The sequence below is a fragment of the Trichocoleus sp. DQ-A1 genome (genome assembly GCF_039961955.1).
Taxonomy (GTDB): Bacteria; Cyanobacteriota; Cyanobacteriia; order Cyanobacteriales; family FACHB-T130; genus FACHB-T130.
In genome coordinates this window covers 1-12,214 of the sequence record NZ_JAMPKE010000010.1, presented here as the reverse complement: position 1 = coordinate 12,214, position 12,214 = coordinate 1, and the positions used below count along the sequence as shown (strand labels likewise).

The 12,214-nt window shown below is 47.2% G+C and carries 9 protein-coding genes; 8 read left to right on the top strand and 1 reads right to left on the bottom strand.

Translation table 11 applies throughout. The features are described 5' to 3' along the window. Nucleotides 1-31: 31 nt before the first annotated feature. From NDI33_RS12025 to NDI33_RS11990, 8 genes are all read left to right on the top strand, one after another. The gene (locus NDI33_RS12025) at nt 32-466 is read left to right on the top strand and encodes an ATP-binding protein (RefSeq protein WP_190411642.1); all 435 of its coding nucleotides are present in this window, start codon (nt 32-34) and stop codon (nt 464-466) included. 357 nt (nt 467-823) lie between these two features. Then, entirely contained in the window at nt 824-3,037 is a 2,214-nt protein-coding gene (locus NDI33_RS12020) for a phosphoketolase (protein WP_190674803.1), read from the top strand. Between the two features lie 481 nt (nt 3,038-3,518). Next, nucleotides 3,519-4,835 carry a four-carbon acid sugar kinase family protein gene (locus NDI33_RS12015; RefSeq protein WP_190674800.1) on the top strand — a complete coding sequence of 439 codons (1,317 nt, stop codon included), beginning with the start codon at nt 3,519-3,521 and terminating at the stop codon, nt 4,833-4,835. Between the two features lie 134 nt (nt 4,836-4,969). Further along, entirely contained in the window at nt 4,970-5,770 is an 801-nt protein-coding gene (gene minC / locus NDI33_RS12010; protein ID WP_190674798.1) for a septum site-determining protein MinC, read from the top strand. Nucleotides 5,771-6,068: 298 nt separating this feature from the next. Then, nucleotides 6,069-6,875: a septum site-determining protein MinD gene (minD, locus tag NDI33_RS12005; RefSeq protein WP_190411646.1), complete on the top strand. Its 807-nt coding sequence runs from the start codon at nt 6,069-6,071 to the stop codon at nt 6,873-6,875. Nucleotides 6,876-6,895: 20 nt separating this feature from the next. Continuing rightward, nucleotides 6,896-7,183, top strand: a complete 288-nt coding sequence (gene minE, locus NDI33_RS12000; RefSeq protein WP_190426276.1) for a cell division topological specificity factor MinE — start codon at nt 6,896-6,898, stop codon at nt 7,181-7,183. A gap of 527 nt (nt 7,184-7,710) precedes the next feature. Next, nucleotides 7,711-9,282 (top strand): PKD domain-containing protein, encoded by a 1,572-nt coding sequence (locus NDI33_RS11995; protein WP_190674796.1) that lies wholly within the window; start codon nt 7,711-7,713, stop codon nt 9,280-9,282. A 1,616-nt stretch (nt 9,283-10,898) separates the two neighbouring features. After that, on the top strand, nt 10,899-11,597 hold the full coding sequence (locus NDI33_RS11990; RefSeq protein WP_199302380.1) for a hypothetical protein: 699 nt from the start codon (nt 10,899-10,901) through the stop codon (nt 11,595-11,597). Here the strand turns inward: NDI33_RS11990 and NDI33_RS11985 are convergent. Further along, a complete protein-coding gene (locus NDI33_RS11985; protein ID WP_190674790.1) occupies nt 11,571-11,858 on the bottom strand; it encodes a hypothetical protein in 288 nt (95 codons plus the stop codon). The genes NDI33_RS11990 and NDI33_RS11985 overlap by 27 nt on opposite strands. Nucleotides 11,859-12,214 lie beyond the last annotated feature (356 nt).

Genomic DNA, 12,214 nt, shown 5'->3' with positions numbered 1-12,214 from the left:
CAGTGTCGTTGATTAAAAAGGCTTTGAACAGTTGAAACTCATCAAAAAAATCTCTGTACAAGTTTCCAGCGACCTCAAGGCGTTAGATGGTGTTTTGTCATGGTTTGAAGGTTTAAATCAACCTGAGATTCCTAAAAAAGTTTGGCTACAGTGCCAATTAGCTCTGGCTGAAGGCTTTACTAACGCAGTTCGTCATGCCCACAAAGGCAAAACTTCAGATGTTCCAATTGATATTGAAGTTAATTTGTTTTCGGAATGTTTAGAAATCCGAATTTGGGATCAAGGACCGCCTTTTAATTTAGAAGCCCGCCTTAAAAAACCAGAGGAGATCAGCAAGAATGCCACGGGGGGGCGGGGTATCGCCATTTTACAAAAAATCGCGGACTATCTGAGTTATACCCGCACTGACAACCGGAATTGCCTGTTAGTTGTAAAAAATTATTCTAATTTGTTAGCCTCTGATTGAATTTCACACAAAGATAAGTAGAAGTTTAATTTCTAATAAGATTTTAATCTTCACAACTGGAGAAAGAAAAGAGATTTATAGACCTAGAAGGCTGTAGGATCGAGGGTTAAGAGGCTAGGAGTTGGCTGAAGGACGGACTTCTTAGCGTCTGGAGTACGAATGTCTTCAGGAAAACGGTTTTTGGGTTGATGAGCGCCTACCGGCTGAAATAACCATACAACAGAGCGAGCAATGGGATGGGTGCGAGTAGCGATCGCGCAATCCTAGCACTGCTGACGAACCTACCCTACGGGAAGCCAACGCCATTTTACGTTTTTAGCTTCTCGCGCACTTAATTTACAAGAGGAATCTGAGATTATGACCGCACCGACTCAAGAGGCGATGTTAGCGACGCCTGCTTTTTGCGATGGAATTCAATATTTTGGCGAGAATTTGCCAGGATTTGAGACGGCTGGAAAATCTCCTGCCATAGAAGAAGGTAAGCCAAGCATCGCATCTCCCACCGATCCGGCTGCTGTCTTCCAAACTTTATTGTATGCAGATGCTTTACGCTATTTGACCCTGCAAGTCACTGCAAGTAAGGCGTCTGGGCACCCTGGCGGTTTTGCGAGTCAAGCGGAAGCGTATGCCGCATTGGTTATGCTCGGTTACAAGAATATCATCACCGAAGTCGGGCATCACGCCCCCGGATTTTATAGTGCCATGTTCTTGGATCGGTCGCTAGAGGACATGGGAATCACGACCGTGCAGCAATTGCGCGATCGCTTCCGGGAAAAACACGGACTCTTAGGACACCTCTCCGGCTACATTCCGGGCATTCTCGCACCCGCGGGTCCCTTGGGACAAGGGCAACACTTCGCAATGGCAGCAGCAAAGCTGCATCGCGACAAGCTTTTCCCCTTCACTCTGGGTGACGGAGGCTTAGGCGAACCCTACATTATGAGTGGGATGGGACACTTCCACACGGCTTACCCCGAAGCCACGAATTTCTTGCCGGTGCTGGTTTGGAACGGCTACAGCCAGGAACACCATAGCATGGTGTCCACTAAGTCCAACGAGCAGATGATCGGTTACTGGCGTGGCAATGGGTTTGAAGAAGTTGTCTTAATTAACGCCAAAGACTTCGACGATCAAAACCAGCCAGGAGATTATGTTGATAGCACAGCCTTTTCCTTCGAGAAGCGTCTGGAATTCACCAAAGCGGTGCTACTGGCAGTAGATAAAGCAGCGAAATCTGCACTCGGCGGCAAACTCACCGTACTGATTATTAAACAGCTCAAGGGTGCGGGTGTCCACGCCAAAGGTGCAAAATCCCACAACCTCTATCCTAAAGACACCCTGGATAGTCCCCACATCTCCAACGCTTTGAAAGCACGCGCCTTATCATCTGCGGCGTGGGAATTGGTGCGGACGAATTGCGAACGCGCTGGTGGTGGCCCTGCTTCTAAGACGGTTGTGACAGAATTTGAGTTACCATTGCCAGACTTGGGTGAATTGCCCTTGGAAGAATATTCTGTGGGTGGCGAGGCAAAGGTGTCAACGACAGCGATGGGGCGTTTGGTGGGGAAAGTCGGAGAAAGCGATCGCAATTTCCTCGTTACCAACGCCGATGGCAACGAAGCTTCTGGGATTGCCAATATTAACCAAGCCCTCAAGATTATCCACCCCACAGTGGACGATCTCTACAATCAAACACCCCAAGGGCAAGTTTACGAACCCCTGAGTGAAGACGCTTGTGCCGGGTTAGCGGTTGGCTTATGCCTCATGGGTGCTAGAACTCTCTGGTGTTCCTACGAATCCTTTGCCATCAACGGCTTACCGATTTGGCAAACCGTAACGCAAGCGATGGCAGAATTACGCCGTCCCACTCCCTCTACGATTACTTTATACACTGCTGGAGCATTGGAACAAGGGCGCAACGGTTGGACGCACCAACGTCCGGAAATTGAAGCGTATTTCGCCGCCATGATGCGGAATGGCAACGTTTTCCCCCTGTTTCCCCCCGATGCGAATAGTATCCAAGTCTGCTACGAATGGGCGCTGACAACGAAGAATAAGGGAATTGTGATTACTGCCAGCAAGTCACCGCTACCGATTCGCACGACTTTTGAACAAACTCGCCAAGGGTTGCGCGACGGTGCCATTGTGCTGCATGAAATCCCCGGTGACAAGATGGTGGTGTTTGCCGTGATTGGCGATATGACGCTGATGCCAGTCTTTGAAGCCGCTGCGTTTTTAGAAACCGAAGGAATTGGCGCGCGGATTGTCTCGATTGTTAATCCCCGCCGCTTGTATCGTCCCCATGATGTCTCCTGGGATACCTGTTCCGAATCCGATGGCGACTTTTTGGACGATGCTGGCTTTGCCAAGCTATTTAATGGTGATGCCTTAGTTGGCGTCACGGGTGGCGCTTCTGGGATGCTAGAACCCATCATGCTTCGGAGTAACTGCAAGCGCGATACTTTCGCCTGGAAGCGTGGCGAAACGACAGCGAGTGCGGGTGAATTGATGGCATTTAATGGATTAACTGCCGAAGCGTTAACGAAACGCGCGATTGAGTTAGTGCATTAAGTTTAGTTAGCTCATAAAGTTTGATCGCTCTCTTGTTTATTCAGGAGAGCGATATCACTACTTGTTGTATTAATTTAAAGTTAGTAGCAGCTAAAACACAAATTTAAAACTAATATTTTAAATACAACAAGAACAATTTTTGCTTATCTTATTTTAAATTTAATTGATTTTTCCGTACATTAGAAATAAAGTTACTCATACTGAAGATATTTAAGAGCGTCTTTTATCTTTAAATTCCATATAAGTAAATTTTTAATAGTGTCTAGTTTTATAAATTAAATTTAATTCAAGAATTAACCTAAAGTTTGAAGCAGTTATAAAAATAGAAAAGCGATTCTATCCTTCTATCCAAACAAATTATTGCAGGCGATCGCCTATACTAATAAATTGAAACTTTCTGTCACGAATTTGAAGCATTGGAGATTGGAGTCAGCGTGCAGAAAGAGATGAGAAAATTATAGGGGCAGCGTTCGGATTTAGCATGACAACCAAACCAAAAATTATTGTCCTCGATGATGACCCTACTGGTTCTCAGACGGTTCACGGCTGCTTGCTGCTGACGCGCTGGGATGTAGATACCTTGCGGTTGGGGTTGGCGGACGAGTCACCGATTTTCTTTGTACTGACGAATACCAGGGCGCTGACTCCAGAAGAAGCGGCAAAGGTTACTAGAGAAGCTTGCCATAACTTGAAGCAAGCGATTACCCAATCAAACATCCATGATTTTCTAATTGTCAGTCGTTCTGACTCCACCCTGCGCGGACATTACCCAGTCGAAACGGATGTGATTGCCGAAGAATTGGGTTCCTTTGATGCCCATTTCCTAGTTCCTGCCTTCTTTGAGGGAGGACGAGTGACCCGCGACAGCGTACATTATCTAATAATTGACGGCGATCCGACACCTGTTCATGAAACTGAGTTTGCCCGCGATTCAGTCTTTGGCTACCACCATAGTTATTTGCCTGATTATGTGGAAGAAAAGACAAAGGGTAGAATTCCAGCTAACGAAGTAGAACGCTTTTTACTTGCAGATATTCGGGCTGGAAGTTTGGAACGGCTGATGAACCTCAGTGGCAATCGGTGCGGCGTCGTAGATGGGGAAATTCAAGCAGATTTAAACCGCTTTGCAGAAGATATTCTAGCAGCAGCCAGTCAGGGAAAACGCTTCCTATTTCGCAGTGCTGCCAGTATCTTAACCGCCTTGGCTGCTTTGCCTCCGCAACCTGTAGCCGCAGAAGATATGGCGCAATATGTGCGGGAAGGCAAACCGGGCGCAGTGATTGTCGGTTCTCATGTCAAAAAGACGACACAACAGCTAGAACAACTGCTAAAAGAACCAGGTACGGTTGGCATTGAAGTAGAGATTGAACGTTTACTTGATGATTCTGTCACTGCGTTAGAAAGTCTCCTCAATGAAACACTGGAAAAGGTTCACGCAGCGTACAATTCGGGGAAAACGCCTGTAGTTTACACTAGCCGCAAAGAACTTACTTTTAAGGATGTGCAAACGCGGTTACTGTTTGGGGAAGATGTTTCTGCTTTGTTGATGGATATCGTACAGGGTTTACCTGCAAATATTGGGTTTCTCATCAGCAAAGGCGGCATTACTTCTAATGATGTTCTGAGTACAGGTTTGGCGTTAACCTCAGCGCGGTTACTCGGTCAAATTTTGGCCGGATGTTCGATGGTACGGACTCCAGAGAATCATCCCCAATTTCCGAATTTGCCCGTGGTATTGTTTCCCGGCAATGTGGGGGATACGGATGGATTAGCCACGGTTTATCGGCGTCTGAGTTAGCATCGTTAGTCATTAGAAAGGTTGAAGGTTGAGGGATAAGAAGTTCTCCAGTTGCCCTCTTGTCTCCTTGCCCTGATGCCGCTTGCCTATATCATGGATAATTAGTCAATCCACCCAGGTCAGGCTTTTCGTCCATGACTTCTGATTCGTCCGTTCCGATAGCTGTTTCAGTTGTTCCCGAAAATACAGGGGAAGTAAATTGCCACGAACAAGTCCGCATCAAAAGCGACCAGAGGTGGCTGACATTAATTTTGCCCCCGGAAGCGGAGACACCCACCACGGCTAGCTGGTCTGACCTTTGGCAACAGCTTAAGCAGCGCCTCAATGCCGGTGAACGCTTCTGGCAGCCGAATACAGAGGTGCATTTGGTGGCAAAAGATCGCTTATTAGATGGACGCCAGCTGCAAGCGATCGCAGATGCCCTTGCCGAAGATCGGCTGCAACTCAAGCGTGTCTACACCAGTCGCCGTCAAACTGCTGTTGCGGCAGCAGCAGCCGGTTACTCGGTGGAACAGGCACCTCCGGTTTCTCCCCTCAATCAACCGCCTTCGCCGCCAACGACTGTATTAGCAGAACCCCTCTATCTGCAAACGACTGTGCGTTCGGGAGTGGAAATTCGTCATCCCGGTACTGTCATTATCCTGGGAGAAGTGAATCCGGGCGGCAGCATCATCGCATCGGGCGATATTTTAGTCTGGGGACGTCTGCGCGGGATTGCTCATGCTGGTGCTGAGGGCAATCAAGAGTGTTTAATTATGGCGCTACAGATGGAACCCACCCAGCTGCGAATCGCTGATTATCTGGCGAGGGCACCGGAAAATCCACCCGCTCAATTTTATCCGGAGGTTGCCTACGTAACGCCGGAAGGAATTCGGATCGCTAGAACGACTGATTTTTCTAAAACCCAGTCTTTATCGATGGGGGTTGGACGTTAAAGAGGCAACAAGCGGGGAGTAATAAGTTCTGTAGGGGTTGTAGGGGCAGTGTCTACTCGGTGCCTGCCCTCAGTTTGGCGCTAATTTTAAGTGAAGGATTTATTATTTTTGAGGAGTAAGTATATACTGAACTCAAAACAAAAAAACTCAAAAATAATTGATTGACCTAATTTAAAACACCAAAATCAAAACTCTCTCAAGGGCGAATTTACTAGGCATAGCTGTGGGAGAATAGACAATTCGATTAAACTCGCCCCTATACATTCACGCACTAAAACGAAGCTAAGAACTTTTCAACATGAGTCGCATTATTGTGATTTCCTCCGGCAAAGGAGGGGTGGGGAAAACCACCGTAACGGCAAATTTAGGTATGGCTTTAGCTAGGGCGGGGCGTCAAGTTGCTCTAGTCGATGCGGATTTTGGCTTGAGAAATTTGGATTTGCTGCTGGGGCTGGAAAATCGGATTGTCTACACGGCGGTTGAAGTCCTGGCAGGCGAATGTCGGTTAGATCAAGCGTTGGTGAAAGATAAACGGCAACCGGGACTGGTATTATTACCGGCTGCCCAAACCCGAACCAAGGAGTCAATCAGCCCAGATCAGATGAAACAGCTGGTTAATGAATTAGCTGCGAAGTACGAATATGTCTTGATTGACTCTCCGGCGGGGATTGAGATGGGCTTCAAGAATGCGATCGCTGCCGCCCAGGAAGCCTTGATTGTGACAACGCCAGAAATTGCTGCCGTGCGGGATGCTGACCGGGTTGTCGGCTTACTAGAAGCCCAAAACATTAAGCGTGCCCACCTGATCGTCAACCGCATTCGACCGGCAATGGTGCAAGCCAATGACATGATGTCGGTAGAAGATGTGCAGGAACTTCTCGCCATTCCTTTAATTGGTGTGATTCCTGACGATGAGCGGGTCATTGTCTCCACAAATCGGGGCGAACCTCTGGTACTGGCTGAAAATCCCACCCTACCGGGAACGGCATTTTTCAACATTGCCCGCCGCCTAGAAGGGGAGCCAATTGAGTTTCTGAATTTGGATGCTGGGAATGACAACTTCTTTTCTCGCATCCGAAAATTATTGTGGTCTAAGATTATCTAACCTTCACATCTGCCCGATCCATGATTAGCGAACTTTTAGAACGACTTTTTCCTCGCATTAGTGCTGACAACAGCCGCGCGGAAGTCAAGCGCCGCCTGCAATTGGTCATTGCCCACGATCGAGCTGATTTAACACCAGAGATGGTGGAGTCAATGCGGAAGGAAATCCTGGAAGTCGTCTCTCGCTATGTCGAAATCGAGGCAGAGGGGTTGGAGTTTTCTCTAGAAAGTAACCAACGGGCAACGGCATTGATTGCCAATTTGCCCATCCGGCGGGTCAAAGCAGATGCGGAGCCTGGGGATACATAATAGCGATCGCATTGAGCGCATTCAGGAGCGATCGCGTACAGCCCTTTGGGCATGAAAACAGCGAAGCGAGGCGTTAGCCTCGCGCTGAAAGAGTCAGTTCGCTACTCTGCATAGGAACTTCCTGACATCTGCCGGAGGGCGGCACTCATCCTATTAAAGCCTTCACCAAGTTTTTAATCCTATTTTTATTTCTTGAAACCAAAATAAATCGGCTTCTTTCTCAGGCTTTTATGCTCTCCTGTCTCCTAAGAGCGAACTAAGTTTTCATGCAAACTTAGGGCGAATTGGTCTAATTTGTCATCTAACTTAATCCTCTCTCTAAAGCCAAACTTAAACGGATTGGCTGTTTTTACTGCTGTGGGTGGATAGGAAATTTATGGGTTGCCTTTAAGAATAAAAAGAGAATCACTCCAGCATTTAAAACTCTTTTTCCACAAAAAAAGAGCTTTTCAGGAGTCGGTTGATTAGGGCATCGAGAAAACCCGTTGCAGCATAAAAATATCTACTTTTGAGGATGAGCCGGTTCAATGACTACCTCTTTGTGGAAACATCTATCAGCCGGTGTCGCGACCACCTGTATCGCTTTGGGAACAGCCGCACCCTCCCTAGCAACCACTCTCTCCGGTTATGCAACGACCGGAAACATGATGAGTGGGATGCAGATTACAGTTGGTTTCCTGGATGGAACTTCCCAAACGGCAACTTGGGGGGTCACAGATTCTATTTCGGGAGGAGCATTTGGGAGTGGCTGGTCTCTCACCCAAGCGGGTAACACATACGGTTACGATCCAGACTATGGTGCATACGGCTGGAGATTAACCAACTCCGGCGTCAGCCCCATTGCCTCGCTGCTAATCAATGCAATTCCTGGAAATGCCGTTTTTGATACTTATCCTTATTTAAATGGTCCCCAGAATACGTCAGGGTCAGCAGAGGGTTGGGAGTTCCAGGTACTATCAGGTCAATCTCCCTCTGCCTATGCCTACTCAGTCCCGATTGACATTTCAAAAGGCGACTTATTTGGGGCGCTTTCGATGTCCTGGAACGGCGGATTTAACGGGACAATGCGATTTATCGCCGATACGGATAGCGGCACCACCGCCGATCCAGTGAAGCCCTTAGAACCACCACCACCACCGCCACCGCCACCACCACCGCCACCACCACCGCCACCACCGCCACCACCGCCACCACCTCCTCCTCCAAACATTGCGCCGGTTCTAAGTTTCGACAATTACACAATTTATGAGGGTCAATCGGTATCGCCGATACTGTATGCGACCGATCCCGATCCCGACTCGATCGCCTTCTTGCTAAATGGGAATGTCGTTGGTAGCGATCCAAATACTTCAGGAGTCCGTGAATTGTCCGTACCCTTAGGGACTTATGCAGATGAGGGAAGTTTTGCCTTGACGGCGCAAGCACAGGATAGTCGAGGTGAGAATAGTGTGCCCGTCACTCGAACGCTGACAGTTCTGAATGTTGCCCCCACCATCACTAGCCTGACCCCAAATTTAACCATTAAAGAAGGCGATCGCTTTAATTTTGATGGCACCGCAACCGATCCGGGAATCTATGATGTTCTCACCTACAATTGGGACTTAGATAACAACGGCCTGTTTGATAACTTCATTGGACCCAACGGGCAATCTTCCTTTGCCGATGAAGGTTTCAACCCGATCGGGTTGCAAGTCTCAGATGGCGATGGCGGGTATGCTTACGGTGGTTTTAACGTGACGGTTGAGAACGTTGCCCCCACCATTACCAGCATCACTTCGGCGCTTACGGTTTTAGAAAACCAGAAGTTTGATTTTGCTGCTACCGCAACCGATCCGGGCATCCTGGATCTGCTCAGCTTTGATTGGGACATCAATAATGATGGCCTTTTTGACGACTTCACCGGCGCGGCGGGGCAGTGGGCTTTTAGCAATAGCGGGACTTATACCGTTGGCTTGAGAGTCTCTGATGGCGACGGTGGATTTGCTTTCAGTTCTTTTGATGTGACTGTTGAACACGTCCCCGAACCTTCGAGTGCGATCGCTCTATTGGCGTTTGGTGCTGTTGGTGCGGGTGCTATCCGCAAGCGCAAACATCCCTAAAAAATTAGCTTCTTTGTTAGGCAGGTTGGCATAGCCCAACCTGCTGATTTCTCATATCTAGATAAAAATTTTCTCAACAAGCGATATGCTCCTAGCATCCGCTTCGCTACGCATCTGAACCGCTCCAACCCAAGTCGGATAAAGCCAACTTAATACCCCCAGCCGCCGCCAGAACAAAGGAAGGGGAAGCAGAACGCCCCTAGATTGGGCTGGAGTCTTCCGAAAAAAGCGTAGCGAAGCGAATGCTAGGAGCATATTGCTTCTCCCCAATTTATAAACGGGAAATTCCATATAAGTTTATGTAGGACTAAAAAAGGGAAAAATTTCAGTTACAAATCGTACAGTAGCTTTTCAAATGGCTAGGTAGCAACCATGTGGGAAAGTCATATATTTGGTGCGACCCTTGTATGGTTTGAATCTCTGAAACTGCCTATCAAGCGGCATTTCCAAATCAATAATCCCAAATCTAAAGTTCAAAATGGGATGACGTGGAATCCACAGGTTTAGGAAGTGTCTGGAGAACCAGATTCTGCATTCAGGGGATGGGTGATTAGTGCTAATAATCACAATGAAATGCTGAAGCGAAAATGGGAACAGAAAGCTAGGGATAAACATCCTTAACTAACTGCAAGGAAAAATTAGCAATTGCCGGATCTTCCTTGGAAGGCATCGCAATTGTTCCCAGAGATGAGAGGTGTATTGGGCAATACTATTTGCTACTTCACGTTACATCCAACACCCTAGCTGCAAAGCAGCTACTTTGCAGTTAGCCTATGCCGCAATGATTTGGCTGCTCTCCCCAAACCTCTTTTTCAAAGGAGAAAATTTCGTCAAAGCCTCTTATTTAAGGGGGGGTGGGGGATATCCAATAACGACTTTGCGTAGTTTATGGCGGATTGGGGAGTATCTGCACGGCGCGAGCCGAAAAAGCGCCAAATCAGCGCCAAATCAGCGTTCTGCATCCCTAAAACCCGATGCGATCGCCTCTAGAAAGTAAAGTTGCAGGGCGATCGCGGTGAAAGGCTATTAAACTCCTATTCTCAACAGCGAGCCTTTATTAAAAATTCATGAAGCCTGCGTATAATTTTTTACGATTTAGCATTAACCGAGTCATATAAATTCAGTCTGAGGGCTGATTTCGGCTTCCGATTTTGATTCAAATTAGCGATTTTAATATATTGTTTCAATAAAGATTATCGAAAGGTACTGGTAATCTATTCAAAAAATATGCCAGACTTTGCACAGAAATATGTACAACAAAATTTTGATTTTTAAAAGTATACAAAGACACAAGGAGATTTGTAGGTTTTATTGAAACAACAGTGATATTGGCACGTCAGAGAATATACGGTTATCAACATTTAACTGTATAGGCACGAAGTTGTAAAAAGTTATATCCAGAGCGGCTTTGACGAACGGTTGAGACAAAACCTTCAAAATTCATCTGTAGCGATTGATTCTATCTGAGAGTAACCGAAATCCTCATTAGTCATCCTTGCCGGTGCTTGGACTTGCGATCGCCACGAAATCCTCAAGATTCCCTCAATCCGAACGGGCAACCTATACAGTCAATATTCACTTTTTTAGAAAAAAGTTTTATGAGTGCCTTGAGTTTTATGAAAAAACTATCTATGACTGCTGCTGGAGTAGCCTGTGTCTCCGTGGGAGGAATGTGCGCGAATGCACCCCCCCTCAAAGCGGCAATTCTCGCAGTGGATGATTCAGCGTCATGGGCAACAGGGTCAAATGCCCTATCTAAGCTCGGTTTCAATATGGTTCAGGTAGAAAATAGTTCCCTACCAGAGTTTTCGATTCTTTCGACTCTCTCGTCGCCGTTGGGCAATTTGACCTTCAGCCCCCAGGTTCAGAAAATAAATATTAATTCCGGCTGGACAACGTGGAGTCATGGCTACACCGGCGAGGTATATTTTAGCGGCTGGAATGTTTTAACCACGACGATTACATTGCCTGCCGGTATTAGTGCATTTGATTTATATGTAGAGCCAAACCTCTTTGGCTTATTCGACATCGCAGTAACGGGTATGAATGGTACCTCGACAACCCTGTTGCAGAAAGTCAGTGGTTTGTCAGGTGCTAAGTATTTTGGGTTCTACGCCACTGAGGGAGATTTGCTTTCCACCATCAAAATTACTGATCTCTCGAACGGTGCTGCTCATGGGTTTGGCATGGCTGAGTTCCGTCTCGCATCTCGTACAGTTGCGGCTGTTCCTGAATCCTCTTTTGGCTTGAGTATATTAGCGTTTGGTGCGTTAGGTTCCGTTTCGTGGCTATTGGGGAAACGGCAAAACAAATAGGAAAACAGTCCTAAGTGAATATAAAACCAATATTGAGAACTGCTGTGTCTTCCATCCGGAGGCACGGCAGTTTTTTTGAGAAGGGATGTTGAATTTGAGTGTCCCTATCACAGCGATCGCATCCATCGCTGCATGAAGGATAGCGATCGCAGCGTGTATTGCCTTCCGCTGTATTAAGGGGAAGTCTCTGGGAATCGTACAGCCTCCGAAGGATGTTCTTGAACCCAGCTTAATCCTTGGCTTGTCGAGCGTTGAAGGCACAGCGATTTTTTTACGGCTATTAACTTGCTCTTGGTGCCGTCATCTCGTTACTGATTCAACGATGAGGGCAATATCCGCCACTGGCAGAAATCCACAAACGATACGGTACTCTCTCTTGATTGAGGACACAAAGGAGCGATCACTCTGAATTCACTTGCCTCACCCAAAGGTGCGAACTGACTCTTTCAGCGCTTCGCTATCGCGCTAGAGGCTCATTCACCAGTGCGATCGCGTCTTGCCTAAAATGCCTTACAAGCGATCGCCCGAAGATAAAGCGAATGTATTCCGGACAAATTCCTGGCAATCGTCGAAACAAGCAAAAAGCACTAAAAGCTTAATCCGGCTGGGATGGCAAA

Coding starts and splice junctions, on each gene's coding strand:
- NDI33_RS12020 (WP_190674803.1), top strand. CDS start 824: ATGACCGCACCGACTCAAGAGGCGATGTTAGCGACGCCTGCTTTTTGC.
- NDI33_RS12015 (WP_190674800.1), top strand. CDS start 3,519: ATGACAACCAAACCAAAAATTATTGTCCTCGATGATGACCCTACTGGT.
- minC (WP_190674798.1), top strand. CDS start 4,970: ATGACTTCTGATTCGTCCGTTCCGATAGCTGTTTCAGTTGTTCCCGAA.
- minD (WP_190411646.1), top strand. CDS start 6,069: ATGAGTCGCATTATTGTGATTTCCTCCGGCAAAGGAGGGGTGGGGAAA.
- minE (WP_190426276.1), top strand. CDS start 6,896: ATGATTAGCGAACTTTTAGAACGACTTTTTCCTCGCATTAGTGCTGAC.
- NDI33_RS11995 (WP_190674796.1), top strand. CDS start 7,711: ATGACTACCTCTTTGTGGAAACATCTATCAGCCGGTGTCGCGACCACC.
- NDI33_RS11990 (WP_199302380.1), top strand. CDS start 10,899: ATGAAAAAACTATCTATGACTGCTGCTGGAGTAGCCTGTGTCTCCGTG.